26 protein-coding genes and 1 riboswitch are annotated in these 26,001 nt (G+C 48.3%); of the genes, 9 read left to right on the top strand and 17 right to left on the bottom strand.

Annotation, left to right across the window (positions count from 1 at the left end; genetic code table 11):
• Positions 1–13: 13 nt before the first annotated feature.
• From argF to NSQ37_RS11100, 9 genes are all read right to left on the bottom strand, one after another.
• A complete protein-coding gene (gene argF, locus NSQ37_RS11140) occupies positions 14–985 on the bottom strand; it encodes an ornithine carbamoyltransferase (protein WP_012117275.1) in 972 nt (323 codons plus the stop codon).
• Positions 973–4,068, bottom strand: a complete 3,096-nt coding sequence (locus NSQ37_RS11135) for a carbamoyl phosphate synthase large subunit (protein WP_341123741.1) — start codon at positions 4,066–4,068, stop codon at positions 973–975. Before NSQ37_RS11135 ends, argF begins: the two co-directional genes overlap by 13 nt.
• A complete protein-coding gene (locus tag NSQ37_RS11130) occupies positions 4,061–5,119 on the bottom strand; it encodes a carbamoyl phosphate synthase small subunit (RefSeq protein ID WP_012117273.1) in 1,059 nt (352 codons plus the stop codon). The genes NSQ37_RS11135 and NSQ37_RS11130 overlap by 8 nt, the downstream gene beginning before the upstream one ends.
• A gap of 69 nt (positions 5,120–5,188) precedes the next feature.
• Positions 5,189–6,346 (bottom strand): acetylornithine transaminase, encoded by a 1,158-nt coding sequence (locus tag NSQ37_RS11125; RefSeq protein WP_253613102.1) that lies wholly within the window; start codon positions 6,344–6,346, stop codon positions 5,189–5,191.
• The gene (gene argB, locus NSQ37_RS11120; RefSeq protein WP_007409134.1) at positions 6,343–7,119 is read right to left on the bottom strand and encodes an acetylglutamate kinase; all 777 of its coding nucleotides are present in this window, start codon (positions 7,117–7,119) and stop codon (positions 6,343–6,345) included. The genes NSQ37_RS11125 and argB overlap by 4 nt, the downstream gene beginning before the upstream one ends.
• Positions 7,120–7,133: 14 nt before the next feature.
• Complete coding sequence (gene argJ, locus NSQ37_RS11115; RefSeq protein ID WP_015239557.1) at positions 7,134–8,351, bottom strand: bifunctional ornithine acetyltransferase/N-acetylglutamate synthase; 1,218 nt, start codon at positions 8,349–8,351, stop codon at positions 7,134–7,136.
• A gap of 22 nt (positions 8,352–8,373) precedes the next feature.
• Positions 8,374–9,411 carry an N-acetyl-gamma-glutamyl-phosphate reductase gene (argC, locus tag NSQ37_RS11110; protein ID WP_076423869.1) on the bottom strand — a complete coding sequence of 346 codons (1,038 nt, stop codon included), beginning with the start codon at positions 9,409–9,411 and terminating at the stop codon, positions 8,374–8,376.
• 164 nt (positions 9,412–9,575) lie between these two features.
• Positions 9,576–10,118 (bottom strand): MFS transporter, encoded by a 543-nt coding sequence (locus tag NSQ37_RS11105; protein WP_012117271.1) that lies wholly within the window; start codon positions 10,116–10,118, stop codon positions 9,576–9,578.
• Positions 10,115–11,551 (bottom strand): FAD-binding oxidoreductase, encoded by a 1,437-nt coding sequence (locus NSQ37_RS11100; RefSeq protein WP_251248639.1) that lies wholly within the window; start codon positions 11,549–11,551, stop codon positions 10,115–10,117. The genes NSQ37_RS11105 and NSQ37_RS11100 overlap by 4 nt, the downstream gene beginning before the upstream one ends.
• A 321-nt stretch (positions 11,552–11,872) precedes the next feature.
• Here NSQ37_RS11100 and fosM point away from each other — a divergent pair, with 321 nt between their 5' ends.
• Positions 11,873–12,316: a FosM family fosfomycin resistance protein gene (gene fosM / locus NSQ37_RS11095; protein ID WP_198161194.1), complete on the top strand. Its 444-nt coding sequence runs from the start codon at positions 11,873–11,875 to the stop codon at positions 12,314–12,316.
• A gap of 131 nt (positions 12,317–12,447) precedes the next feature.
• Here the strand turns inward: fosM and NSQ37_RS11090 are convergent, their stop codons facing one another.
• Positions 12,448–12,756, bottom strand: a complete 309-nt coding sequence (locus NSQ37_RS11090; RefSeq protein ID WP_003155088.1) for a metal-sulfur cluster assembly factor — start codon at positions 12,754–12,756, stop codon at positions 12,448–12,450.
• Between the two features lie 62 nt (positions 12,757–12,818).
• Entirely contained in the window at positions 12,819–13,586 is a 768-nt protein-coding gene (locus NSQ37_RS11085; protein ID WP_007409140.1) for a prolyl oligopeptidase family serine peptidase, read from the bottom strand.
• A 120-nt stretch (positions 13,587–13,706) separates the two neighbouring features.
• Between NSQ37_RS11085 and NSQ37_RS11080 the strand changes: the two genes are divergently transcribed.
• The 3 genes from NSQ37_RS11080 (at position 13,707) to NSQ37_RS11070 (ending at position 14,951) form a co-directional block, all read left to right on the top strand.
• On the top strand, positions 13,707–14,519 hold the full coding sequence (locus NSQ37_RS11080) for a Cof-type HAD-IIB family hydrolase (RefSeq protein ID WP_007409141.1): 813 nt from the start codon (positions 13,707–13,709) through the stop codon (positions 14,517–14,519).
• A gap of 85 nt (positions 14,520–14,604) precedes the next feature.
• Positions 14,605–14,754 (top strand): hypothetical protein, encoded by a 150-nt coding sequence (locus tag NSQ37_RS11075; protein ID WP_003155094.1) that lies wholly within the window; start codon positions 14,605–14,607, stop codon positions 14,752–14,754.
• Positions 14,754–14,951 carry a DUF3813 domain-containing protein gene (locus tag NSQ37_RS11070; RefSeq protein ID WP_003155097.1) on the top strand — a complete coding sequence of 66 codons (198 nt, stop codon included), beginning with the start codon at positions 14,754–14,756 and terminating at the stop codon, positions 14,949–14,951. Before NSQ37_RS11075 ends, NSQ37_RS11070 begins: the two co-directional genes overlap by 1 nt.
• Positions 14,952–14,987: 36 nt before the next feature.
• Here the strand turns inward: NSQ37_RS11070 and NSQ37_RS11065 are convergent, their stop codons facing one another.
• A complete protein-coding gene (locus NSQ37_RS11065) occupies positions 14,988–15,449 on the bottom strand; it encodes a BsuPI-related putative proteinase inhibitor (protein WP_007409142.1) in 462 nt (153 codons plus the stop codon).
• Between the two features lie 14 nt (positions 15,450–15,463).
• Positions 15,464–16,306 (bottom strand): YitT family protein, encoded by an 843-nt coding sequence (locus NSQ37_RS11060; protein WP_007610547.1) that lies wholly within the window; start codon positions 16,304–16,306, stop codon positions 15,464–15,466.
• Positions 16,307–16,431: 125 nt separating this feature from the next.
• Here NSQ37_RS11060 and NSQ37_RS11055 point away from each other — a divergent pair, with 125 nt between their 5' ends.
• Together NSQ37_RS11055 and NSQ37_RS11050 are read left to right on the top strand one after the other, a co-directional pair.
• Positions 16,432–17,283, top strand: a complete 852-nt coding sequence (locus NSQ37_RS11055) for a DegV family protein (RefSeq protein WP_172868876.1) — start codon at positions 16,432–16,434, stop codon at positions 17,281–17,283.
• A gap of 48 nt (positions 17,284–17,331) precedes the next feature.
• Positions 17,332–17,454, top strand: coding sequence for a hypothetical protein (locus NSQ37_RS11050; protein WP_003155105.1), 123 nt, complete (start codon positions 17,332–17,334; stop codon positions 17,452–17,454).
• A 48-nt stretch (positions 17,455–17,502) separates the two neighbouring features.
• Here NSQ37_RS11050 and NSQ37_RS11045 read toward each other — a convergent pair whose 3' ends face one another.
• From NSQ37_RS11045 to NSQ37_RS11030, 4 genes are all read right to left on the bottom strand, one after another.
• Positions 17,503–18,753, bottom strand: coding sequence for a cytochrome P450 (locus NSQ37_RS11045; RefSeq protein ID WP_106080425.1), 1,251 nt, complete (start codon positions 18,751–18,753; stop codon positions 17,503–17,505).
• 131 nt (positions 18,754–18,884) lie between these two features.
• Positions 18,885–20,534, bottom strand: coding sequence for a methyl-accepting chemotaxis protein (locus tag NSQ37_RS11040; RefSeq protein ID WP_119026997.1), 1,650 nt, complete (start codon positions 20,532–20,534; stop codon positions 18,885–18,887).
• On the bottom strand, positions 20,531–21,508 hold the full coding sequence (locus tag NSQ37_RS11035; protein ID WP_032871161.1) for a BMP family lipoprotein: 978 nt from the start codon (positions 21,506–21,508) through the stop codon (positions 20,531–20,533). The genes NSQ37_RS11040 and NSQ37_RS11035 overlap by 4 nt, the downstream gene beginning before the upstream one ends.
• A gap of 170 nt (positions 21,509–21,678) precedes the next feature.
• Complete coding sequence (locus tag NSQ37_RS11030; RefSeq protein WP_172615145.1) at positions 21,679–22,575, bottom strand: CvfB family protein; 897 nt, start codon at positions 22,573–22,575, stop codon at positions 21,679–21,681.
• Positions 22,576–22,674: 99 nt separating this feature from the next.
• On the opposite strand from NSQ37_RS11030, the gene NSQ37_RS11025 reads away from it, so the two are divergent.
• The 3 genes from NSQ37_RS11025 to NSQ37_RS11015 all read left to right on the top strand — a co-directional run bounded on the left by NSQ37_RS11025 (position 22,675) and on the right by NSQ37_RS11015 (position 25,842).
• Entirely contained in the window at positions 22,675–23,166 is a 492-nt protein-coding gene (locus tag NSQ37_RS11025; protein ID WP_012117263.1) for a YajQ family cyclic di-GMP-binding protein, read from the top strand.
• Positions 23,167–23,266: 100 nt separating this feature from the next.
• A riboswitch (SAM riboswitch) is annotated at positions 23,267–23,388 on the top strand.
• Positions 23,389–23,477: 89 nt separating this feature from the next.
• On the top strand, positions 23,478–25,319 hold the full coding sequence (locus NSQ37_RS11020; protein ID WP_061046910.1) for a bifunctional homocysteine S-methyltransferase/methylenetetrahydrofolate reductase: 1,842 nt from the start codon (positions 23,478–23,480) through the stop codon (positions 25,317–25,319).
• 82 nt (positions 25,320–25,401) lie between these two features.
• Positions 25,402–25,842 carry a GNAT family N-acetyltransferase gene (locus tag NSQ37_RS11015; protein WP_007409151.1) on the top strand — a complete coding sequence of 147 codons (441 nt, stop codon included), beginning with the start codon at positions 25,402–25,404 and terminating at the stop codon, positions 25,840–25,842.
• Positions 25,843–26,001 lie beyond the last annotated feature (159 nt).

Genomic DNA, 26,001 nt, shown 5'->3' with positions numbered 1-26,001 from the left:
CGCTGAATGAGATTCAGCGGTTTTTTTGTTCATCCTGTTTGTAAAGAAGAGCTTTCAGGAGCGCTTTTTGCGCGTGAAGCCGGTTTTCCGCCTGCTGAAATACCGCAGAGTTCGGGCCGTCGATAATCTCGGACGTGACCTCTTCTTCCCGATGCGCGGGCAGGCAATGCAAAAATGTATAGTCGGGTTTGGCGAGACTGACGAGTGAGGCGTTGACTTGATACGGGGCAAACACATTCAGCCGCTGCTGCGTCTCTTCCTCCTGCCCCATGCTCGTGAAGACGTCGGAGTAAATCACGTCTGCATCCCGCACCGCTTCCTGCGGATTTTCGGTAAGGGTGATTTTCGCTCCGGAAACAGCCGCCGCTTCTTTTGCGGCATTTACCGCCTCTTCCTCTACTTCATAGCCTTTCGGCGAAGCAATCGCAATGTCACAGCCCATTTTTGCGCAGCCGATCATTAGTGAATGCGCTACATTATTTCCGTCACCGATATAGGCGGCTTTTACTCCTTTTAATTTTCCTTTTATTTCTTGTATCGTTAACAGATCCGCGAGTGCCTGACACGGGTGATACCGGTCGGTCAGCCCGTTTATGACGGGAATGTCTGCATGCTCGGCAAGCTCTTCGACTTTTTCATGCTCAAAGGTGCGGATCATAATGGCATCAACGAAGCCGGACAGCACCTTCGCCGTATCCGCGACTGTCTCCCCCCGCCCAAGCTGCAGGTCGCTGCTTGAAAGAAATAGTCCCGTTCCCCCGAGCTGGGCCATTCCCGCTTCAAAAGACACACGTGTGCGGGTTGAAGATTTTTCAAAAATCATCGCCAATGTTTTCCCTTGGAAAATCGGCTGTATCGGATGTTGTTTTAATAATGAAGCTTCTGTCAGAAGCGCATTGATGTCTGACGGGCTGACATCTTTTAAGGAAAGAAAATCTTTGCCGTACAAATGGGTTAATGTGTGTTCCGCTTTTATTGTGTGCATGATGCCACTTCCTTTTGATAAAGATCTTTGAGCGATACAGGCTCAGGTTTGCCGGAGCCGCTTGCTAAAAATGCCTTTACGGTTTCCGGTTCAGTAAAGACCGTCACACCGTGCGTCATGGCTTCAATCCGTTGTTTACGCGCTTCTTCAGAGTGATTGAAATTGATATGGACCGCTTTATCCTTTCGCTCTGCCCATGCTGGGAACGCATCTTTGCATACGGTAAATCCCGCCTCTTGAGCCTGACATTCCAATTCCGCATCACAGCCTTCCAGATAGATGCTGCCTTTTTTCTCCCAGACGTGCGCGTAGATTTTTTTCAGGGCGCTTTCTGCGTCAAACGCGACACACATGCCTTCTCCGGTCGACTTCATTTCCGGCCCAGGCTTTACGTCCACATCCTGAATGGCGTGCGAAGAAAAAACCGGGAATTTCACTGCCGTTCCGTGCTGATTTTGAACCTCGGGCTTGATGTCTTTAAGGGAAGCGCCGGCCAGCAATCTGGCGGCAAGCGGGATCATCGGCACCCCCATCACCTTAGACACGACAGGAACCGTGCGGCTTGCCCGCGGATTCACTTCAAGAACGAGAATATCCCCTTTGTCATCAATGACAAACTGAATGTTCATGATGCCTTTAAAAGCCAGTTTTACCGCGATTTTTTCGGCGGCCTCTTTTATATTCCGCTGCATATCAGGTGTGACAGACGGACCCGGAAGAATGGCAAAACTGTCGCCCGAATGGACACCGGCGCGTTCAATGTGCTCTGTGTAAGTCGGCACGAATACTTCATGTCCGTCGGAAATCAGATCGATCTCCAATTCTTTTCCTGTAATGTACTGATCGATCAAAATCGGATACGGCATGCCCGCTTCATTTTCCAGCAGTTCTGACATTTGCGCTTCTGAATCAACGATGATCATGCCCATCCCACCGATGACATAAGACGGACGGATCAGCACGGGGTAGCCGATTCGGCTTGCTTTTTCCGTTGCTTCTTCTTTTGAATAAGCGGTTTCGCCTTTGGCATGTTTGAGGTCAAGGTCATCAAGCAGCTGATAAAACAGATCCCGATCCTCCAGCGCATCAAGGGTTTCAAAGGATGTTCCGAGCAGCGGAATGCCCGCTTTTTCCAGCGGTTCAGCGGCATTGATCGCGGTCTGTCCCCCAAACTGGACGATGGCAAAATCAATGTTTTCATGTTCCGCCACATTCAAAATATGTTCTGTCGTCAGCGGTTCAAAATAAAGCCGGTCGGCGATTTCATAATCCGTGCTTACTGTTTCCGGATTGTTATTGATCATAATCGTTTCATACCCCAGCTTTTGCAGGGTCAGAACGCCGTGGACGGCGCTGTAATCAAATTCCACTCCCTGACCGATGCGGATCGGGCCTGAGCCGATGATGAGGGCGCGTTTTTTCTCTTTTCGGCTGATATCTCCGTCGCTTTCCCCGAGGTAGGTGGAGTAGAAATAATTCGTCTTGGCATCAAATTCAGCGGCGCATGTATCTACGATTTTAAACGACGGGACGATGCCTGATTTCTTTCTGAGAGCACGGATGTCTTCTTCCGTTTTTCCCGTGAGAGATGCGATCATGACATCCGTGAAGCCTTTTACCTTCGCCTGCTTTAAAAGCGGGACAGACAGATGATCCCCTTCTTCCATCAGCTTGTTTTCCAATGTGATGATATTTCGGAATACATGGAGAAAAAACGGGTCAATTTTCGTTTTGGCATGGATGTCTTCTATCGTTTCACCGCGGCTTAACAGTTCCATGACGACGAAAAATCTCCGGTCATCCGGCGTTACCGCTAATTCCCACAGCTGATTGATCGTACAGCCGCCGAGTTCAGGCAGGCGGGTGCCGATCGTTTTCAGCTCAAGGGAGGCCGCCGCTTTTTGAATGGCCGCTTCCATATTTCTTTCAATCGCCATGACCTCTCCCGTCGCTTTCATCTTCGTTCCGAGCGTGCGGTCGGCATGTTTAAATTTATCAAACGGCCAGCGCGGGAATTTGACGATGACATAATCAAGCGCCGGTTCAAAGCTTGCATAAGTAGAGCCCGTCAGCGGATTTTTCAGTTCATCAAGCGTATAGCCGACGGCAAGTTTCGCCGCCATTTTGGCAATCGGATAGCCGGTCGCTTTTGACGCGAGAGCTGAAGAGCGGCTGACACGCGGGTTCACTTCAATGACATAGTACTGTTTGCTGAACGGATCCAGCGCAAATTGAATGTTGCAGCCTCCGACCACATCCAGCGCCGAAATAATCGCCAGGCTTGCTGAACGCAGCATCTGATATTCTTCATCCGTTAACGTCTGGGACGGTGCGACGACGATGGAGTCCCCTGTATGCACGCCGACGGGATCGATGTTTTCCATATTGCAGACGGTGATGCATGTATGATTGCTGTCGCGCATGACCTCATATTCGATTTCTTTAAATCCGGCGATGCTTTTTTCGACGAGGCATTGGCTGATCGGGCTTGCTAACAGCGCCTGTTTAATAAGCGTCTGAAACGCTTCTTTCGTTTTCGCGATTCCGCCTCCCTTTCCGCCTAACGTGTACGCCGGTCTCAGAATGACCGGAAATCCGATAGACTCAGCGAAACGGAGGGCGTCTTCTTCGTTGTCGACGATTTCGCTTTCCGGAACGGGCTGATCAAGCTCTTTCATCAGGGCGCGGAACTGCTCCCGGTCTTCGCCTTTTTGAATGGTTTCCACCGATGTTCCCAAAAGCTTGACGTGATGCTTCTTCAGCACGCCTGCTTCTTCAAGCTTAACGGCTAAATTCAATGCCGTCTGGCCGCCCAAATTGGCAAGCAGACCGTCCGGTTTTTCTTTTTCAATAATGGCCTCGATGCTGTCGGTTGTGAGCGGTTCAAAATATATTTCATCGGCAAACGCCTCATCCGTCATAATCGTTGCCGGGTTGTTGTTGACTAGAATAACGCGGTATCCTTCTTCTTTCAGAGCCATGCAGCCCTGCGTTCCTGAATAATCAAATTCTGCCGCCTGGCCGATGATGATGGGGCCGGAGCCGATGACTAATATGCTGGAAATGGTTGTATCTTTAGGCATGAGCGATTTCTCTCCTTGCTGGTATCACTTTCTCTAGAAATTCATCAAATATCCACTCGCTCTCAGCCGGTCCGGGATGAGCTTCAGGGTGGAACTGGACGCTTAATACGGGAAGGCGCTTATGAATGAGCCCTTCTACCGATGTATCATTGACATGATGAAATCTGATGGACAGCTCGTTTTCGTCAATTGATGCTTCATCAACGACATAGCTGTGGTTCTGGCTTGTCATAAACACCCGTTTCGTTTTCCGGTCAATGACAGGATGGTTGGCACCCCTGTGGCCGAACGGCAGCTTATACGTATTTCCTCCGAAAGCCAGGGCAATCAGCTGATGCCCGAGGCAAATGCCGAGTGCGGGGAAATCACTGAGTAATGATGTAATCCGGTTCATGTACGGCGCAATCGCTTTCGGGTCGCCCGGGCCGTTTGAGAGCACGATTCCGTCGGGCTGAATGTCGTAAACAGCGTTCATCTGCTGATACGGAATGACCGTTACTTTACAGCCGCGCTTTACAAGTGACGAGGCGATTGATTTTTTATAACCGAAATCAATCAGCGCAATATGCCGGTCTCCATTCCCCATTGACGTGATGTCTTCAGACTGCGCCAGCTCCGCCGGGTTTTCTGTTCCGGATGCTGCCGGAATTTCTCCTGTTGTTGACACGGCAGCGTTCATCGTGCCGCCGGAGCGGATGGTTTTGACGACGGCCCGTGTGTCCACTTCGGTTAAGAGCGGGATGTTCCATTTATTTAAATACTCTCTCAAGCTTGAGACTGCTTCATGGTGAGAAAAATGTTCACACGCTTCATAGACGGCAACAGCCTTGACTTGAGGAATCTTACTTTCAAGGTCTTTTTCATTAATTCCGTAGTTTCCGATCAGCGGATACGTAAAGACGATGATCTGACCCTTATATGACGGGTCTGTAAGCACTTCCTGATAGCCCGTCATTCCGGTGAAAAAAACCGCTTCGCCAACACAGCGGGCTTCTTTTTCAAGTTCACCGCCAAATGATGTTCCGTCTTCCAATACTAAATAGCCTTTCATCTAAAGCCCACCTCTTGATGAATAATTAATTAAAAATATGAATTTTTATACTTTTATATCGAAAAAAAATTACCGTTTCACTGCCGAATGCGCTTCGATCGCTGCCTTAAGCATACTGACGGCCGACAGCATTTCTTCTTCAGAAACCGTAAGCGGCGGGAGCAGCCTGATGACATTCGGTCCGGCCGGAAGCACGAGAAGCCCGCGTCCCTGCAGATCTCCGATGATGCCGGACACGGGACCTGCGCATTCAATGCCGATTAATAACCCTTTTCCGCGGATTTCTTTTACAAAAGGCCCTGTCAGTTCACGGTTCAGCTGCGCTTTTAAAAATGATCCTTTGTCTGCCGCCGCCAGGAGAAAGTCCGGCTGAAACACAATATCCAAGGTTGCTTTCACAGCTGCCATGGCAAGCTTATTGCCGCCGAAAGTCGTACCATGCGTACCCGGCGTAAAGGCGTCTCCAAGCTTCTTTTTGCCGATCACGGCTCCGACGGGAAAACCGTTTCCAAGCCCTTTCGCAGCAGTGATGATGTCCGGCGAGATGCCGAAATGCTCATAGCCGAATGCCTTGCCCGTCCGGCCGATTCCGGTTTGAATCTCGTCTGCGATAAGCAGCGCCTGTTTGTCTTTGCAAAATGTCTGTAAGGCTTCGATGAATTCCGGATCGGCGGGATTGACTCCCCCTTCTCCCTGCACCGTCTCAAGCATGACGGCGGCGATATCATCCTCTTTTGAAAGCGTGCTGAATGCCGACGGATCATTGAACGGAAGATAGTGAAAGCCTTGAAGCATCGGTCCGAAACCGGTCTTGATTTTGTCTTGTCCGGTGGCGGCCATCCCCGCATAGGTCCGCCCGTGAAAGGATTGATGAAATGTTACAATTTTTGTCTTTCCCGTTGCTTTACGAGCAAGCTTAATGGCGCCTTCATTCGCTTCGGCCCCGCTGTTGCAGAAGAAAACGAGATCCCCCGCGCTATGTTCGGCAAGCTTTGCCGCGGCTTTTTCCTGAAGATCATTTTCAAACAGATTGGAAACGTGCCATACGCTGTCAAGCTGTTCTTTCACCGCTTCTGTGACCTCATCATGACAATGGCCGAGATTGGAAACGGCGATGCCCTGAATAAAATCGAGATACGTTTTTCCGTTTTCATCCTCTGCAATTGTCCCTTTCGCTTTTTTGATATCGATGGGCCAGCGGCTGTAGGTTTGAAATAGACTGCTCATGACACGCTCTCCTTTTCTTTGACGATTTTTGTTCCTTGGAAGGCTTGATCGGTGAAAAACGCTCCTTTTCCGTTTACGATCATCACTTCCTCGACATCTTCACTCAGTGCCGATAATGCCGAGTTTACCTTCGGAATCATCCCTCCTGAAATCACGCCGTCATCTATGAGGGCCTGAATCTCTTGCGGCGTCAAAGTATCCAGCCTGCTCTCTCCGTCCATAATTCCTTCGACATCCGTGACAAATAAAAGTTTATCGGCGTGTAAGGCTGAAGCGACGGCCGATGCCGCGGCGTCTGCGTTGACGTTCAGCGTTTCGAAATCACTTGTCATGGAAAGCGGAGCGATAACGGGAATGATGCCTTCTTTCATTAATGCGTGAATGATTGACGGATCGGTTTTTTGTATTTCGCCGACTTCTCCGTATTTGTCTTGATTAAGATAGGATGCTTGAAGGAGACCGCCGTCCTTTCCTGATATTCCCGCGGCTTTCAGCCCGTTTTTCGCGAGTTCGGTTACGAAAAATTTATTGATCGTCCCTGACAAGACCATTTCCGCTGTTTCCAGCACCGGTTTGGTCGTTTTCCGCTGTCCATCGACAAATTCCGTTTCAATCTGCAATGTTTTCAGCATTTTTGAAATGTCCGGGCCGCCTCCATGGACGACGGCAATGTTCCAGCCGGATTGCATAAGCTCTTTTACATTTTGAAAAAAATCGGCGGATAACTCGCGGATTACGCTGCCGCCGCACTTAAAAACGATCGTTTTCTTCATGCCGCTCCCCTTTGTTATGTGCGATAGCTCGCATTGATTTTAATATAATCATAGGTTAAGTCACAGCCCCATGCCCGGCCGCTGCCGGAGCCTTCCTGCAGGCGGACTGCAATCGTAATCTCATCACCTGATAAGTACTCCTTGGCATCAGTTTCCGAAAACGGCTGAGGTTCGTTGTGTTTAAACAGACACTGGCCGCCGAGGAAAACTTCCACTTGTTCGGCCGTTACGCTTGCCGCACTGTGCCCGATTGCGCCGATGATGCGCCCCCAGTTGGCGTCTGTGCCGTAAACGGCGGTCTTCACAAGGCTTGAGCCGACGATTTTTTTGGCGATAATATTCGCCTCAAGGTTGTTTTTCGCGCCCTCGACTCTGGCTTCAATTAATTTCGTCGCTCCTTCACCGTCTCTGGCTATATCTTTGGCAAGGTCTTCGCATACAAGCTTTAATCCCTTTTTAAAAGCCGGCCAGTCAGGGTGCTGATCCGTCAGGCAATCATTCCCCGCGCAGCCGTTTGCCATCACAAGCACCATGTCATTCGTCGATGTTTCTCCGTCAACGGTGATTTGGTTAAATGAAACATCCGTAATCTCTCTAAGCGCGTTTTTGAGCGCCTGTTCTTCCACGGCCGCGTCCGTTGTGACAAAGCCGAGCATTGTCGCCATGTTGGGGTGGATCATGCCGGAGCCTTTCGCCGCTCCGCCGATCGTGATGATGTCTCCGCCGATCACCAGTTCATAACACGTCTGTTTCGTCACTGTATCCGTCGTCAAAATGGCTTCTTCAAATGCTCCGGACACGGACGGCGCTTGACCGAGCTGTTCAATGCCCGCTTGAATTTTTTTCATGTCTAAAAGCTCGCCGATCACCCCGGTTGACGAAACCGCAACAAGCTCCGGCTCAATGCCGAGCTGGCTCGCGAAGCCGTCCCGCATTTCATAGGCGTCCTTTAATCCTTGGTCTCCCGTACAGGCGTTGGCAATCGCGCTGTTGACGATAACCGCCTGAAGCACACCCTCTTTTTTCAGGCTGGCTTGCGTCACTTTCAGCGGTGCTGCCTGAAAATGGCTCTGCGTATATACCGCTGCACTGACTGCAGGCGCTTCGCTGATAATCGCTCCGAGATCTTTTTTTGAATAGCGCAGACCGCAGTGCACGCCCTTTGCCTCAAATCCTTTCGGCGAGGATACGCCGCCTTTTATTTTCGTGATTTCCTCACTCAGCTGAATCATATTTTTGAATCCCTCTTTCGTTCTATGGATAGACTGGCGTCATCGTAAGTCCCGTTTCTTCCTGCCAGCCATTCATGATATTTAAATTTTGAACCGCCTGCCCTGCGGCGCCTTTCATCAGATTATCTATGACAGAAACGATGGTGGCACGGTTTGTTCTTTCATCCACAGTGACACTGATATCACAAAAATTGCTGCCGTATACCTCTTTCGTCGCCGGAAATTCACCTTCCGGCCTGATTCTGACAAAATATGAATCTTTGTAGAATTCGGAATACAATTCTCTTACCTGTGCAGCAGACATACCCGGAGGAGCCTCCGTATACATCGTCGCCATAATGCCCCTTGTCATCGGCGCCAAATGAGCGGAAAACGTGATCGGGCCTGTGCCGGGCTGCCAAGCCGCTAATTGCTGTTCAATTTCCGGAGTATGCTGATGCTCATTAACCTTATAAATTTTGAAATTATCATTCAGCTCAGAATAATGAGTGCCCATGGATGCTTTTCGGCCGGCGCCGGATACGCCCGTTTTCGCATCAACAATCAGAAATGAATCTTGTAAAAGCTTATTCTTCGCCAGCGGGGCGAGCCCGAGCAGCACAGCCGTCGGAAAACAACCCGGATTGGCAATCAGCTTTGCAGTCTGAATCTCTTCTTTTTGCAGTTCAGCTAAACCGTAAACCGCGCTTTGAATCGTTCCTTTCGGAGCGGCCTTCCGCTTATACCACTTTTCATACAAGGCCGGGTTTTGAATCCGCAGATCGCCGGATAGATCAATGACCGGGATACCCGCCTCCGCCAGCTTGGGCGACCACTCTCCGGAAACGCCGGGCGGCGCGGCTATAAACATGACATCAATTTCGTTTCGGATCGTTTCTATATGAAGCGGCCGAAGTGATTGTGACGCTATATTCCTCAAATGCGGATATGAAGCGGCATATTCTTTTCCTTCGTCGCTCGATGAATATAATATACAATCTTCTGCATAAGGGTGATGGTTAAGAATCCTGACAAGTTCGGCGCCTCCATAACCAGTCGCGCCTATAATACCTATTTTCAACGGGTTCACCTTCTTGGTTTTTGTGAAATTATTTAACATTATAACATGAATAAAAATTAATTCAATTGTATATTTAATATTTTTTCATTCATTTTCCATCTGTTTTCGCTGACAAAAACCCCCCTCTCGATCGAGGGGGGCATAAGAAAAACAGGCTGATCGGATCAGCCTGTTTTTTTCAGCATCATCAGCCCGCTTATAAAAAACAGCACGGAGCTGGCGTAAAAAATAATATAAACCGTAAAGAAATCAGCGAGAAACCCGCCGAGAATAATGGCGGCAGCTGAAAATACGGCCGTCCAGAAATGATAGCTGCCGACTTTTTTTCCCCGCTCCCCGCCGTCGGTGTAATCGGCGATCATGATTTTCTCGCCGTGTTTTTGCATCGCGCCGAACAGGCCCAAAAGCACCTGCACAACATAAACCTGGTGTACGCCGGTAATGTGCGGGAGCGTCAGAAGAAGCACCGCCATCCCCCACGAATTTGCCATAAGGAACCAGCGGGAATCCAGTCTTGCCGACAGCCGGCCGAGCAGCGGATGAATCAATGCGCCGCTCAAGCCAAACAAGCCGTATGAGAGACCGAATTGCGTGTAGCTGGAACCGATGTTTTTAATAAATAAAATATAAAACGGAAAGATCAGGCTGCCGGCAAAAAAGACACTGCTCTGAGACAGGATCAGCCATTTTAAATGGTTGTGTTTCATGATTTGTACCTCTGATAAAAATAATTCATAAACAAGTCATCCGGATCATATTTGTGTTTTTTCTGAAAGAACATATCGCTTTTCGGATATGCCTCGCGCATCTGCTCTTTCGTTTGATACAGCATATACGGGAGATAATAACTGCCGCGGTGGCGCAATGCCGTATCCGTCATTTTTCTGACAATACGCGCCGCACTCGCCTGGCTGTCTGTTGAAAACCCTTCGTTGATTAAAAGAACGAGTGAAAACATGTCTTCCTTTGCGTATGACAGATCGGCTTTTTCATTTTTTTGCACGTAGCGGATCGTAATATTTACGAGATTGAGATCTTCATGTGACAGCGTCTTGCGTAAATCATGAATGTACGGCGCAAATTCGCCGACTGGCACGAAGTATTCTTGCAGCACATCGGTGTTGTCCGTGTTTTCATATTCCAAAAATTTCGATTCTGACCGCATGACATTGTTCCTGGAGACTTTCACGCCGTTTTGGCTGAAAAAATAAGACTGCTGGGTTGACCAGAACCAATTTCTGCCCCAGTCATACCGGCGGGAGAGGCCGAGCGCGAATTTCGTCAGCGCCGGATGCTCATCTTCTTTCAGTTCATTGTGCCGCTTTAATTCTTTCTGGTTGTCTGAGAGTGTGTAATCAGTCACATACATATCGTGCAAAAAGCCTTTATCCCCTGTTGCGATCCGCGCGAGATGCATGCGCACGGCGGGGTTGCGCCGAACATGCTGCGTAAAATATTGACTGTATGTATCAGCGTTCATGCGTTTCGTTTTCATTTCATAAAGCTCATCATCCGTCAGCTCAATATCCGCGTCAAGGATGACGCCGAACAGGCCGTAGCCGCCGATGACGGCTGAAAACAGGTCATCTTTCGGAGTAACGGTGATGACTTTGCCGTCCGCCTTTAAAAGATGAAACGATTTGACCGTATCAATCAGCGAACCGTACCGGATATCCCGGCCGTGGGCGTTGGCGCTCAGTGAGCCGCCGATCGTAAAAATGTTTTGCGATTGCATGACTTTTACCGCGAGCCCGTACGGATTGACATAGCGCTGAATATCATTCCACGTCGCTCCCGCCTGCACCCTGATGATTTTTTTCTTTCGGTCGAGACCGAGTATTTTGTTGTAGCCCGTCATGTCGAGAACGATACCGTCTTCATAATACGTCTGGCCGCCCATTGAGTGCTGGGCGCCTGCGATTGAGATCTTCAGATGCTTTCTCTTTGCTTCCTTAATGGTTTCGACCAATGTTTCTTTCTCTTTTCCTTTGACCGTCTGCTTAATTTTCACGGGCATGAGACGGCTGACATCCGTCATTGTCCCTGCCTGCTGCACCGGCTCTTTGTGAAAAGCGGAAACAGCGAACAGCGCCGTATAAACAAGAATGCTAAGGATAATGAGAAGTAATTTTTTCTTCATGGATTCCTCCCTCGCATGCAGCCGGTCTATTATATCATGCCTCACGTCCGTTTTTTTCCTTTTTAACCCGATACCGCAAAAAACCCTAAATGGTGGGAAACTCGGGTTTTTTTAGTGACTTGCCCTTCTTTCCGCTCGCCGGTCTGCAGCGGCAAAGCAGACAGAACGGCGCCCGACAGAATCATGTTTAGTACAGCTCGAAACGGTCAGCCGGAAAACACCGGGCATAAAAATCCACAGAAATCCTTAAAATGATTTTTTAGTCAGTATATAATCGATATATATGCAGATGTATTACCAAAGGAATTGTTTAAAACAAACATGTTAAATGAGGTGGGGAAAATAAACATAAAAGGAATCAATCATCTTCTTTTTTCTGTTTCAAATTTGGAAAAATCTATAGAATTTTATGAACAAGTATTTCATGCACAACTCCTGGTTAAAGGACAAAAGACAGCATATTTTGATCTGAACGGGCTTTGGCTTGCACTTAACTTAGAGGCGGATATACCAAGAAATGAAATACATAAATCTTATACGCATATGGCCTTTACAATTGACCCAAAAGATTTTGATGCAATACATCATAGGTTAAAAAATCTAAATGTAAATATATTAAATGGGCGTCCTAGGGATAAGCAAGATCATAAGTCAATTTATTTTACTGATCCCGATGGGCATAAATTTGAATTCCACACAGGTACACTCCAAGACAGACTGTCCTATTACAAAAAAGATAAACCTCATATGAAATTTTATATTTAAAGGTTTGTTTGCGATCCAAAACAAACCCTCACTGTCGCTTATCCGCGTTGATTTTTTCCTTGTAAATGCAGACAAAAGAAAAGCACCTCCAAACTTTAGGATGTACCTAAAATCCGAGGTGCATTTTCTTATTACTGAATCCCTAATGCGATTTTTGCGTAGCGTGACATTTTGTCTCTTGTCCAAGGCGGATTCCAGACGATGTGGACCTCCGTCTCTTTTACATCCGGAATGTCGGCGAGCGCTTTTTTCACCTCGTCGACGATGATCGGAGCGAGCGGGCACCCCATTGATGTCAGTGTCATCGTAACATGCGTCAGGCCGTCGTCATCCATATCAACGTCGTATACAAGGCCGAGATTGACGATATCGACGCCGAGCTCAGGGTCAACAACCTGCTCCAAGGCGCCCATGATGTTTTCTTTTAATGCTTCTTCCACGTTCCATCACTCCTTTTTCCTCAGTATAACGTAAAAGCGGCTTTTGTTAACACCATTGTGCTTTATAAATGCTTATCGAACCAGGCGACGGTTTCTAAAACGGCGTATCTCGGGACTTTATGATCAGCCCGTTCGTCTTTCAGAAACTGAAGATGGTCAGGCCGGCTGCTGTAATGAGGTTTAATCGTTTCATAAAAGCCGCGGGTCGGTGCATACGGAACGACTTTGTCTTGAACGCCGTGCCAGAACAGCAGCGGGCGGCTGCGGAGTTTTTCCGGTTCCAGACTGAGATCGAACGGTTTGAGCCGCGCAAACAGTTCATCGACCTGTTCTTTTGTGACGTCAATGTCAATGTCCTGCTTTTGAATGTGGTCAATCTGCTGCTGAAAAAATGCCGTATAGTTCGGGCTTCCCATCAGACTGACGCCGGCTTTGACCCAATCATACGCGGCCATCGCGCCGAATGTCGTAATTCCGCCCATTGACGTGCCCGCAAGACCGATCCGCCCGTCTTCAATCAGACCGCGCGCTTCAAAATCCTTTTTCAGCACGTCAAGCTCCTCAATTTCATTTAATACAATGTCCCAAAAATGGACGGCGAGCTCTTCTGCTGACAGCTGTTCAGCGCGTTCACCGTGGTAAAGAGCTTCCGGCAGCACCGCCCTGAAGCCCTTTTCAGCAAGCAGGTAAGCGAAATGAAGATTATGCTCCTTCGCGCTTGTAAAACCGTGAATAAAGAAAACAAGGGGAGCGGGACGGTCCCGATTTTCTTCTTTTACAATATGTAAAAACGGAATGCCTGATACGGTTTGATGATCAATAAGAATCACGTTGACTCCCTCCTTAGGATAACCATAATCATAAGTGTAACATGTAGACAATAAAGATGGTAAAAAGCTACACTGTACATAAGTGAAAAACAGCAAATTATATGACAAAAGGAGTTATTTATGGAGACAAAACCTTATCTCATCGCCTTAGATCTGGATGGAACTTTATTAAAAGACGATAAAACCATTTCCCCTGAAACGGCACGGACGATTCAGAAGCTGAAAGAAGCGGGCCATCATGTCTGCATCTCAACCGGGCGCCCTTTCCGTTCCAGTTCGATGTATTATGACGAGCTTGGGCTGACAACGCCGATTGTCAATTTTAACGGGGCATTTGTCCACCACCCGAAAGACGAATCATGGGGACGCTACCACACGTCTTTATCGGTCGATGTGGTCAGACAGCTTGCCGAACTTACAGAGACCTATCAAATACATAATGTGCTCGCTGAGGTCATTGACGATGTGTACTTCCATTATCATGATGAGCATTTAATTGAGGCGTTTCATATGAATACGGCGAATGTCACATTCGGCGATCTGCGTGAAACGGTCAAGGAGGATGTAACGTCCGTATTGATTCACGCGAAGGAAGAGGACGTCGCGGATATACGAGCACATTTATCCGATGTGCACGCCGAGGTCATTGACCACAGAAGATGGGCGGCTCCGTGGCATGTGATTGAAATCATTAAACACGGGATGAATAAAGCGGTCGGCCTGAAGAAAATCAGCGACTATTACCAAGTGCCGAGAGAACGGATCATCGCGTTCGGCGACGAAGACAACGATCTTGAAATGCTCCGGTTTGCCGGTTGCGGCGTAGCGATGGGAAACGGCACGGATGAAGTCAAACAGGCCGCCGACCGCGTCACGGGATCAAATGAAGCGGACGGAATCGCCGAATTTTTAAAATCCTATTTCTCCCTGTGAGGTTTTGCCGCTCATAACACAAAGCCTTCCGCCCATACTAAAACAGACGACTCATCTCGTCTAAATATGGAAGGGGGACATTGCAATGGGTAAACGAAACAAATCAAAACGGTTTATTCAGCAAGGCAAGGACTCTGTCAGTCTTCATGACGCAAGATTTCCATATCGGTCTACATTAGAGGAAGCACAGCATGATGCAGCAAAAGATTCGGCTGAAAGGCAGGTTGACTTTTAATGAGAAACGAACTGTTTTCTCAAGCCAAGTCATTTGTCCAGCAGGCCGTCATGATTGCTAACGGTTTCGAGGACGGCGATCAGGAAAAAGCTGTTTCACGCGCCAAAAACGCCGTGTCTTCCGCGTACGCCAATTCGACGGATGCAGAACGTCAGCAGCTGCACCAATTTCAGGATCAGCTGGAGAAATTGCAATAAAAAAAGGCGCCCCGTTAAGACGAGGGCGCCGCTTATTTATTTTACTTCAAATGTTTTTACCGTTTTCAGTCTTTTTCCGATCTGATCGGACTTCCCTAAAAACGTCACCGTCACCGTGTATGTTCCCGGACCGGGAACGTTCTTCCACACATCTGAAAAGTCATACGTTTCATTCGGCATTAAGGTCACGGTCTGAAACGCCTGAGTAAACATTTTGTCTTTTGAATAGCGGTACAGTTCTTTGTGATGTTGGTCATGTACGGTCAATTCGAATTTCTGCCCTGAGCTGAATGTGAAATCGATCGGGCTGCCGCTCTTGTTTTTTAAAGACATTTGAAATTCGATCTGCTGATCCGTCTGCACAGGGTTTACGGCTAATTCCGCTTGCTGTTCATTCATCTCTCCGGATACCTCCTCAGCGGGCTCCTTCTGCCCGGATTGACTGCTGCATCCGATCAGTAAAATGACCGGTAATAACAGGCCAAACAGCCACTTCATTCTATCCGCTCCTATCAGTCTTTTCTGAAGAAACCAAAGATCCCCGTCGTTTGCACGATGTTTGTGAAGGCTTTCGGGTCGACTTCTTTCACGATTTTCTCAAGGTCATACAATTCGTACCGCGTGATGACGATGATCATCATTTCTTTCTGTTCGTTTGTGTAAGCGCCTTTTGCCGGCACCGTCGTAATGCCGCGGACCATTTTCCCGTAAATCGCTTCTTTGATTTCATCGGCTTTTTTTGTAACGATCATGGCGGTCAGTTTCATGTGGCGGGTGTGAATGGCGTCAATCACCCTTGTTGTGACATACAGAGCGACAAGGGTATATAATGCTTTCTCCCATCCTTGCAATAATCCTGCCGTCAAAATGATAATCCCGTTCAAAATGAAGAAATATGTGCCGACCGGCTTATCCTTCCATTTGGCCAGCACCATCGACACGATATCAAGACCGCCTGTCGAAGCGCCGAATTTCAGCGTTAAACCGATGCCGATAGCTGAGATGACTCCTCCGAATACGGTATTCAGAAGAATATCGTGCGACAGTCTCATTTCCGGGAGAATTCCCATAAAGACGGACGTCATCGCTACGCTTAATATGCTGTATACAGTGAATGATCTGCCGACTTTCAGCCACCCTAACACACCGATGGGAATGTTTAAGAGGAACATGAGAACTCCTGTCGAAATATAAAAGGGGGCGTATTGATCAACGACGCTTGACAGCAGCTGGGCGACACCGGTAAAACCGCTGGCATATACATTCGCCGGTATCAGGAATAAATTCAGTCCCGCCGCATACAGAAACGCGCCGATGACGACGATTGCTAATTTTTTTGCTTGTTCTAGTACCATGGCTTGCTCCTCCGCTCATTTTCATTATTAGCTTTTCCCTTAAAATAAAGTTTTGAACACTATTTTGCCACATTTATATGATATAGTTGGCATCACTCTCACCAATCGGAAAGAAGGGAATTATGATGACAGTTCACCTTATTGCTGACAGCGCCTCTGATCTGCCGAAATCTTATATTGAAGAAAACCGGATCGGGTTCATCCCGCTGCACGTAACACTTGACGGAAACGAATATGAGGACGCGGTCACCATTCAGGCGGATCATATATTTCAAGCGATGCGGGACGGGAAAGTTCCGAAAACATCCCAGGCATCACCGGATACGATAAAAAAAGTATTTTTACAATACGCGGAACTGGGAGACCCGGCGATATACATCGCCTTTTCCTCAGGTCTTTCCGGCACCTATCAGACGGCCGTAATGATCGCCAATGAAGTAAAAGAGGAATTTCCCGATTTTGATTTACGGATTGTAGATTCCAAATGCGCTTCATTGGGCTGCGGCCTCGCGGTGATGCACGCGCAAACACTCTGTGTTAACGGGAATACAATACAAGAAATCGAAACGTCTGTAAAGAGCTTTTGCGCACGGATGAAACATATATTTACGGTCGATGATGTCGCTTATCTCGCGCGGGGCGGCAGAATTTCAAAAACGTCCGCTTTTGTCGGGGGGCTTTTGAACATCAAACCGATTCTGCATGTGGATGACGGCAGGCTCGTGCCGCTCGAAAAATTGCGCGGACAGAAGAAACTGTTTAAACGGATTATAGAAATGATGAAGGAAGAAGGCGGCGATTGGGCGGATCAAACCGTGGGGATCAGCTATGCAGATAACGAGGAGACAGCGCTTCGGATGAAGGAAATGATTGAAGAAGCGTTCCATCCGAAAGAGATCATTCTTCATTCAATCGGCTCTGCGATCGGCGCGCACTCCGGGCCGGGCACGCTCGCGATTTTTTTCCTGAAGCCATAATTTCAATGCGGGCGGGCATCCTAACGGACAGAAGGGAGGCTTTGCCGCATGAAAGATGATGACAAAAAACCGTTGGACAATAACGCCGTAAATCAGAAAAAGAACCGGCTTGCCGAAAAAAACCGGCAGGCGGGAAAAAACCAGAATTCCAAAAAACCGGACCATCTGTAAAAGCAAAACAGCCCTCTTGTGGATGAAGATAGAGGGCTGTTTTTTGTTCTATATGCGTCTAACATCACTTATCACGAATCCGCTTTCAGGCAATGCCGGCATTCTGGACAGGCTGAAGCTCAAATCTTGGGACGGAACATCGTACTCTATTTCATTGGCAAGAAACGCAAGGGAAGTTTTCATGACTTCCACGGTCATTCCCTCACCCGGACAGCGGTGGCCGTTAGCCGGATCACCTCCGCCCTGGGGAATGAAATCAAATTTATTTTCCTCCCGCCCCTGAAAACGTTCCGGGCGAAATTCATTCGGATTCTCCCAAAGCCGGGAATCATGGTTTGTCCCATATAGGTCAAGCATGACGGATGCACCCTTTTTAAACTCACAGTTCTTCCATACGAAATCTTTTTTCACAACGGCTCCTAAAAACGGGGCAAACGGGTAATACCGCCGAACTTCATGTACAAATCTTTCGGCCTCCTGATCATCTCTCGATCTCAGTTTACCCCGATATTCAGGGTAATCATGCAATGCAAGAGCTGAAAACGTAATGAAGTAAGAAATGGCGGCAATCGGGCGCAGAACATTAATAAGCTCAACAGCAGCCATGTGAGAATCAAGTCTGTTCCCGTCAAGTTCTGTATGAAAAGCCATTTCATACAAGGCTGAGCACTCCGGCGTTTGCAGCTTGCCGGACCGCACATCCTCAATGACCTCCTCTATCCATTTCTCCGTTTTCAGCCTCGCCCTTCTGCCTTTCCAATGACGCGGTCCGACAGCGCCGAATGCGTCTACCATATCGGTGAAATCCTCCGCCCGCTCTTTCACTTCTGAGTCTTTCAGCGGGACGCCGGCCCACTCACAGGCAGCCCGGCACAGCACTTTCTTCGCTTCATCAAAAAGGACAATTCGGTTTGAACCCTCCCACTTTTCCGCAGATGCTTTCCACTGTTTTGCCACCGCTTCCGCAAGCCGTTTTTGCCGGGGCGGCGTCATCAGCGACATAAATAGAAGCTTCCTGTGCTTATGCCGTTCACCGTCCATTGACTGGATTGCCCCTGTTCCGAATAACGTTTTCTGCACCCGTTTGGGGAGGGCATGCTCCCGCTGAAATCGTTCTGTGTCATAAAAAAGCTTTGCGGCTTCCGCTCCGCTCATACAAATGAATGTCTTCCCTAATAAACGGGCGCGAAACACATCCGAGCGATAATTCTCCGCTCTGTTTTTCACAAATACATATCCATCGCGTAATAAAGCCAGACTATTATCAAGACCCTTATCATGCGGAATTTGTTCATTCATCCCGATTCCTCCCATCTTTTTTCACCTTTCACGAAAAAGAATAAATATAAACACAAGTATATTCAGTATTTGTGTTTCATTCAGAAGTTACTCATGTCAGGCTGCAAAAATCAGGGGCGGGCATAAGCCCGTTACAAAGTAAACCGGCGGACCTGATCGTTTAACCGCTCTGTCAGGCTCACCAGATTATTGACGCTTTCCGCCATTTTATGAAAAGAAGACAGCTGCTCAAGCGCGGAGGCAGAAATCTCTTCGCTTCCCGCAGCCGTTTCCTGAACGACGGCACTGATGCTTCCGGCATGATGCAGCACTTGCTCACCAAGCTGTTTCGATTCGATGATCCGTCCGTCCAATTGAGTAAGCTCCGCTTTAATATGGGCGGCTTTTTGTTCAATATGGACGAATGATTCTGACGTTTTCTCCATCAGCTCCTGCTGTCTGCCCGCTAAAGCGACGCCGGTCGTGACAGCTCCGGTAATAGACGTGATGCCGTCTTCAATTTGCTTTACCATATCGAAAATCTGCGCGGTCGCTTTGGCTGATCCGTCTGCGAGCTTCCGTATCTCCTCGGCAACGACGGCAAATCCTTTTCCGGCCTCGCCTGCTCTGGCCGCCTCGATTGCGGCGTTTAATGACAGCAGATTGGTCTGGCCCGCAATGTCAGAAACGGTCTGCGCCATCATACTGATGCCTGCCGCATGCTCTATGAAGAGATCGGCGGCTTCGGAAATCTCTTTTGATGTCTCATTGCTTTTATCAATGGCTTGCTTGGTCTCGGCTAAAGCACCGCGCCCCGCAGCCACCGCCGCAATCGTCTCTTCGCTGCTTCTCGTCGTTTGTTTTGAACGTTCGGCGTTCGCCTTTGAATGTTCATCCATTTGTTCAATGAATTGCACCGTATGCTGCAGATCTTCTGAAATGGTTTGGGAGCCTTTCGCCATTTCTTCCGTCGACACGGACACCTGCTCGGTCATGTCCTTCAGCGTCTGGTTTTCCTTCGTCAAACCTTCCGCGAAAGTCTCGACTTCACGGCCGACCTCTCCGATCGCCTGAATTAAGGTGCGGAGCTGTTCAGCCATCATTCCGAATGAGTCATTCAGCTCTTTCAGTTCGTCCTTCCCTTTATAATCAAGCATTTCAACAGCAAGGTTCCCTCCTGCAATACGACGGGCATTTTCAGCCATGCGGCGGATCGGCCCTGCAATTCTCTTCGTCAGCCTGATGGAAGATATGACGGTGACGGCAAGTATCACGATGGTCAGCACGGCTGCGCTGTAAACGATAAACTGAATCTGGTCAGCCGTCTGCTTCTGCATGTCTTCATAGTGATCCCGGCTTTTCAGATTCAGCATATAAATATCATTCAGAAGACCGTTGATGCGGGCCGCCGTCCTTGTCGCTTCAGCCGGGCTTTTCGAATCAAGAGCAGCGTCCGCCTCCGCCTGCCATGATTCGTATTTTTTGGCGAGTTTGTCATAAGCGGCTTTGTCTGCACCGTCCGTCATCGTTTTTTTGAGCGCCGCCAGTTTGTCTGAGCTGCTTTTCATATAGCTTCGCACATCTTCTTTCTGGGCGTCTGCGAGCGTATAGGAATAGCCGGTGATGCTTTCTTTTAACGTATTAAGGTCAGCTTTTGCTTCCTGAACGTTTAACAGCGCGTCCACTTCATCTTCATTTGAAGCCTGAATCTTCATCATGTTTACGATGGTAAAGCCGATGACGGCGGCGAAGCAAATCATCGTAACGGCTGCGTTAACGAGCAGCCTTGTCCGTAATGTCACTTCAGATCGCCTCCTTTTTCAATCAGACTGTTTTTCATATCCGTGATCTTTTTCGTCAGCCCGCCTGCGTTTTTGACAACTCTGATCTTAGCTAAGTCCATGCCGTTTTTCTTCAGTCCGTAAACGATCTCTCCGCTTTTGATCTCCTTGTTGTCTTTTAAATCTTTCGCCAATTCATAGATGACATGGTCGACGTTTTTCACTAAAGAAGAGATAACGGCGTGCTCGGCGGTGTAATATTGATCGCTGTCAACACCGATGGCGTATACTTTTTGCGCCTCCGCTTCTTTCAGTGCGCCGACACCCGTGAAGCCGGCCGCCGTAAACAGGACATCGGCTTTTTTTCGGATCATGTTTTGGGCGATGCCCTTCCCGAGCTTATCATCATCAAACGTACCGCTGATGTCCGACAGCACGCGGATTCTCGGTTTGACTGATTCCGCGCCTTTCAGATAGCCTTTTTTAAACCGTTTAATGACGTCGGCATCTGAACCGCCGATAAATCCGATTGTGCCGGTTTTGCTCGTCATGGCCGCCAGCGCTCCGGCTAAGAAGCTTCCTTCATCCTCTTTAAACGTGACGGAGGTGACATTATCCAGGTCTGATACGGAATCAATCAGCACAAACCGCTGCTTCGGATATTTTTTAGCGACCTTTTCTAAATCCGCCTGCATGCTGTAACCGAGCCCCACAACAAGGTCATTGCCTTCCCGGACAAGCTGGGTCAGTCCTTTTTCGTATGTACCGGTGTCTTTTATTTCCCGATAGTCAAATGTGATGCCGAGCTCGTCTCTCGCTTTCATCAAACCTTGAAAGCCTGAATCATTAAATGATTGGTCGCCGAGGCCGTTGTCTGTCAGCATGATGCCGATTGTTTTCGTTTTTTCGGCCGCCGTTTCCTCAGATTTGCCGGCACATCCCGCCGTGCTGAGCGCAAGCAGCAGTACAGCCGCAAATATCGCCATTTTTCTCATTGAAACTCTCCTTTTGTTTTTTTCTACAGTTATATATCGGTTCGGATGTCAGAATATTTTATTTCAATAAAATATGTATGTTCGGCAGGATGTTAAACAAATGAGGGTATAGGAGCTTTTGAGAAAATAAAAAACATCGGTTTTGGTTCACCGATGTTTTTGCAGAAAATTTATTGTTTTTCGTATGTCCAGCCGTCTTCCTGATAGACCTTGCCGTTTTTCATCAGATGCCCGAGCGCCCGCTTAAAGGCGGCTTTGCTTAAATGAAACCGTTCGCGGATATCGTCAGGATGGCTTTTGTCTCCGTAAGGCATCGCGCCGTTTCTTGATCTCAGATAGGTCAGAATTTCTTCCGCGTCAACCGAAAGCGCATCCTGCTTTCTCGGCAGCAGGGACATGTTGACGGAGCCGTCTTCCTTCACCTCGATGACACGCCCTGTCACGCGGCTGCCGAGTCTCGGCTCTTCTTTTCTTTCTGAAGGGTGAATAAACGCGCGGATGCCTTCATCGGTAATCAGAAAAGAGCCTGATGCAATCAGTCTGTACACCGTGCCCGTCAGGTCTTTATTCATGACGTCTTCCCCTGCATCCGTAAATAATTCACTGATGATATCCTCAGGCGCCGGCTTGGCAAACATGCGCCCGCGGCTTGTCACCTTCAGCATGCAATACAGTCTGTCTCCTTTTTGCGGCCAGACGGATTTGTACGGAGGCAGGTGCTCCGTTGCGACGAGCGCGTCTTTTGACAGACCGACGTCGACGAATACGCCCATATCTTCCACAGCGTCCGTCACTTCCACCCATCCGTAGTCATAAAAGCTGATGAGCGGCTTTTTCATCGTCGCCGCGAGTCTTTCCTGATGATCGACGTAAATAAATACGTCCACTTCATCTCTGTCTTCGATATCCTCTGTGATTTCACTGTTATGTAAAAGAACCGTATCCTCGCCGTCGGTTAAAAAATAACCGAAATCGGTTTGGTGATCTATACTAAGCGTGAGCTGCTGCCCTGGTCTCATGTTATCGTCCTTCCTGATTCGCCCGTATGAGGCTGATGTTTTTCTCATTTTTTCCAATATGCATAAATTCATGCTTTATGCTGTTGGACATTTCTCTTTATTCTACTATAATCAACTCATAAGTGAAATGTTATAGGAGGTTTTCTCATGGCAAAAGAAAGTTCTTTTGATATTGTATCCAAAGTTGAATTTCCCGAAGTGCAGAATGCGATTCAGATGACGCTGAAAGAAATCGGCACGCGCTATGACTTTAAAGGATCGAAAAGCGATGTAACTTTAGAAAAGGAAGAACTTGTCCTGATTTCTGATGACGAGTTTAAACTGAATCAGCTCAAAGATGTGCTGAGCGGCAAGCTGATCAAACGGGACGTGCCGACGAAAAACATTGAATACGGCAAAATCGAAAATGCATCGGGAGGCACGGTGCGCCAGCGTGCGAAGCTTGTACAGGGCATTGATAAAGACAACGCCAAAAAAATCAACGCGGTGATTAAAAACTCCGGCTTGAAGGTCAAGTCGCAGATTCAGGACGACCAAGTGCGCGTCACCGGAAAAAATAAAGATGATCTGCAGCAGATTATTGCAGCCGTCCGCGGAGCAGACCTGCCGATTGACGTTCAATTTATTAATTTTAGATAAATTATGTGATTCCTATTGATTATTGTCTCTATTTTCGGTAAATTTGGAGAAAGGGATTTTCACAGTTAAGTTTTGGAAACCCATGACAATTACATGAACGTTCTTATCAAGAGAAGCCGAGGGACTGGCCCGACGACGCTTCAGCAACCGGTGTAGTGGTTTACCCAAACCATGACCAAGGTGCTAAATCCAGCAAGCTAAAAACAGCTTGGAAGATAAGAAGAGAGACAAATGATTACAAAGTCTTCTTCTTAAGAAGACTTTTTTTATTTCTCTTTTTTCCTTGCTGAATGTGACGAAGGAGGCAAACAATGGGACTATTACAAGACTTAAAAGAACGGATTTTAATCGGAGACGGCGCGATGGGCACTCTCCTCTATTCCTACGGCATTGACAGATGTTTTGAGGAACTGAACGTATCAAAGCCCGAAGAGATCAAGCGGATACATAAGGCTTACGTGGAAGCCGGGGCAGACATCATCCAGACAAATACGTACGGCGCGAATTTTATTAAGCTCTCAAGATACGGACTTGAGGACGAAACGAAAAAAATCAATCAGGAGGCGGTCAGAATCGCGCGCGCTTCCTCAGACGGCGCTTATGTATTGGGAACGATGGGCGGCATCCGCACCTTTAACAAAAACGCCTACAGCCTGGAGGAGATTAAACGCAGCTTTCGGGAGCAGCTTTATTTATTGCTGCACGAAGAGCCGGACGGTCTGCTTCTGGAAACATACTATGATTTAGAAGAGGCGCGCGAAGTGCTGAAGATCGCGAGAAAAGAAACGGAACTTCCGATTATGCTGAACGTATCCATGCACGAACAGGGCGTGCTGCAGGACGGAACGCCGCTTCGGGAAGCCCTCAGGTCCATTGCCGATCTCGGCGCTGACATAACGGGAATCAATTGCCGGCTCGGCCCGTACCACATGATTGAAGCGCTCACCGAAGTGCCGATTTTCAGTGACGCTTATTTATCGGTCTATCCGAACAGCAGCCTTCCGTCTTTAGAAGAAGGCCGGCTTGTTTATGATACGGACGATGCCTATTTCCGGGAGAGCGCCGTACAGTTCCGCACTCAGGGCGCGCGCATTATCGGCGGCTGCTGCGGTACGACGCCAAACCATATCAGAGCCATGGCTGAAGCGGTCCGCGGCCTTTCCCCCGTCACTGAGAAAGAAGTGAAAATCAGACGGGAAGAAGAAGTCATCTCAGTCAGCAACGAACGAATCGAACCGGGTTTAAACGAAATCGCCGCTCAAAAACGGTCAATTATCGTAGAGCTTGATCCGCCGAAAAAATTGAATTTTGACAAATTTCTGCAAGCGGCGGCTGAATTAAAAGAAACCGGCATAGAAGCGCTGACGCTCGCCGACAATTCATTGGCGACACCGCGGATCAGCAATGCAGCCTGCGGTTCATTGCTGAAAGAGCGCCTTGATATCCGTTCTCTCGTTCACATTACATGCAGAGACCGCAACATCATCGGCCTTCAGTCACATTTAATGGGGCTGGATACGCTCGGGCTCACCGACATTTTAGCCATCACGGGTGATCCTTCAAAAATCGGCGACTTTCCAGGGGCTACCTCCGTCTATGATTTAACGTCCTTTGACTTGATCAGGCTGATTAAACAATTCAACGAGGGCATTTCTTTATCAGGGAAACCGCTCGGCAAGAAAACGAACTTTTCCGTAGCCGGAGCATTTAATCCGAATGTCCGCCATCTCGATAAAGCAGTAAAACGGCTGGAGAAAAAAATCGAGTGCGGAGCTGACTACTTCGTGTCCCAGCCTGTCTACTCGGAGCAGCAGCTCATTGACATTCATCATGAAACGAAGCATCTCAAAACACCGGTGTATATCGGAATCATGCCGTTAACGAGCAGCCGCAACGCAGAGTTCATCCATCATGAAATCCCGGGCATTAAGCTGTCAGACAGCATCCGCGAAAAAATGGCGCTCGCCGGCGAAGACAAGCGGAAGCAGAAAGCCGAAGGCCTCGCCATCGCCAAGTCGCTTCTCGACACGGCGTGCGAACTGTTTAACGGAATTTATTTAATCACCCCGTTTCTCCGTTCTGATTTGACGTCAGAGCTTGCAGCTTATATTAAGAAAAAGGATGAAAAGCGGGCTGATGTATATTTGCATTGACGCGGAAGAGGCCGCCTGATATGACAGGCGGCTTTTTCATGGTACGATACAGAAAAAGAATCAAGCAAAGGAGGATTTTTTCATGGTTGAAGTAAAACCCATCACCGCAGAAGACACATACGCGATCAGACACAGCGTGCTGCGCCCCCATCAGACGATTGAGGATTGTAAATATGATCAGGACAGCGTCAAAGGAGCCTTTCATCTCGGAGGTTTTTACGACGGGACATTGATCAGCATCGCTTCTTTCTACCCGCAGAACCAGCAGGCGTTACAGGCAGCGCCCGCCTACCAGCTGCGCGGCATGGCGACGCTTGAGGAATACCGGACGCAAAAAGCGGGAAGCACGTTAATCGCCTATGCAGAACGAAAACTGGCAGATATGGGGGCGGCGCTTGTCTGGTGCAACGCCAGATGTCACGTAAAGGGATATTACGAAAAGCTCGGCTGGAAAAGCACGGGCAGCCCCTTTGACATACCCGGCATCGGCCCGCATGTGATCATGTATAAAGAACTCGCCTGAAACAGACAAATTCCCTTGGGGACATGTCTCTAAGGGCATTACCTTGAATGTCACGCCTGCTTTTATATGCGGTACTATTGACGCCCTCCCGCTTTTTTAATACCCTTTGTACATTACACAACAGCAAGGATGGCAGGCAGAACGATATCTGTCAATTGC

Source organism: Bacillus sp. FSL P4-0334 (genome assembly GCF_038004825.1).
In the GTDB taxonomy this organism is placed as follows: Bacteria; Bacillota; Bacilli; order Bacillales; family Bacillaceae; genus Bacillus; species Bacillus velezensis.
Note: the sequence above shows the minus strand (reverse complement) of the source record. Positions and strands in the feature narration are given on the sequence as shown.

Coding starts and splice junctions, on each gene's coding strand:
- argF (WP_012117275.1), bottom strand. CDS start 985: ATGCACACAATAAAAGCGGAACACACATTAACCCATTTGTACGGCAAA.
- NSQ37_RS11135 (WP_341123741.1), bottom strand. CDS start 4,068: ATGCCTAAAGATACAACCATTTCCAGCATATTAGTCATCGGCTCCGGC.
- NSQ37_RS11130 (WP_012117273.1), bottom strand. CDS start 5,119: ATGAAAGGCTATTTAGTATTGGAAGACGGAACATCATTTGGCGGTGAA.
- NSQ37_RS11125 (WP_253613102.1), bottom strand. CDS start 6,346: ATGAGCAGTCTATTTCAAACCTACAGCCGCTGGCCCATCGATATCAAA.
- argB (WP_007409134.1), bottom strand. CDS start 7,119: ATGAAGAAAACGATCGTTTTTAAGTGCGGCGGCAGCGTAATCCGCGAG.
- argJ (WP_015239557.1), bottom strand. CDS start 8,351: ATGATTCAGCTGAGTGAGGAAATCACGAAAATAAAAGGCGGCGTATCC.
- NSQ37_RS11105 (WP_012117271.1), bottom strand. CDS start 10,118: ATGAAACACAACCATTTAAAATGGCTGATCCTGTCTCAGAGCAGTGTC.
- NSQ37_RS11100 (WP_251248639.1), bottom strand. CDS start 11,551: ATGAAGAAAAAATTACTTCTCATTATCCTTAGCATTCTTGTTTATACG.
- fosM (WP_198161194.1), top strand. CDS start 11,873: ATGTTAAATGAGGTGGGGAAAATAAACATAAAAGGAATCAATCATCTT.
- NSQ37_RS11080 (WP_007409141.1), top strand. CDS start 13,707: ATGGAGACAAAACCTTATCTCATCGCCTTAGATCTGGATGGAACTTTA.
- NSQ37_RS11075 (WP_003155094.1), top strand. CDS start 14,605: ATGGGTAAACGAAACAAATCAAAACGGTTTATTCAGCAAGGCAAGGAC.
- NSQ37_RS11070 (WP_003155097.1), top strand. CDS start 14,754: ATGAGAAACGAACTGTTTTCTCAAGCCAAGTCATTTGTCCAGCAGGCC.
- NSQ37_RS11065 (WP_007409142.1), bottom strand. CDS start 15,449: ATGAAGTGGCTGTTTGGCCTGTTATTACCGGTCATTTTACTGATCGGA.
- NSQ37_RS11060 (WP_007610547.1), bottom strand. CDS start 16,306: ATGGTACTAGAACAAGCAAAAAAATTAGCAATCGTCGTCATCGGCGCG.
- NSQ37_RS11055 (WP_172868876.1), top strand. CDS start 16,432: ATGACAGTTCACCTTATTGCTGACAGCGCCTCTGATCTGCCGAAATCT.
- NSQ37_RS11050 (WP_003155105.1), top strand. CDS start 17,332: ATGAAAGATGATGACAAAAAACCGTTGGACAATAACGCCGTAAATCAG.
- NSQ37_RS11045 (WP_106080425.1), bottom strand. CDS start 18,753: ATGAATGAACAAATTCCGCATGATAAGGGTCTTGATAATAGTCTGGCT.
- NSQ37_RS11035 (WP_032871161.1), bottom strand. CDS start 21,508: ATGAGAAAAATGGCGATATTTGCGGCTGTACTGCTGCTTGCGCTCAGC.
- NSQ37_RS11030 (WP_172615145.1), bottom strand. CDS start 22,575: ATGAGAAAAACATCAGCCTCATACGGGCGAATCAGGAAGGACGATAAC.
- NSQ37_RS11025 (WP_012117263.1), top strand. CDS start 22,675: ATGGCAAAAGAAAGTTCTTTTGATATTGTATCCAAAGTTGAATTTCCC.
- NSQ37_RS11020 (WP_061046910.1), top strand. CDS start 23,478: ATGGGACTATTACAAGACTTAAAAGAACGGATTTTAATCGGAGACGGC.
- NSQ37_RS11015 (WP_007409151.1), top strand. CDS start 25,402: ATGGTTGAAGTAAAACCCATCACCGCAGAAGACACATACGCGATCAGA.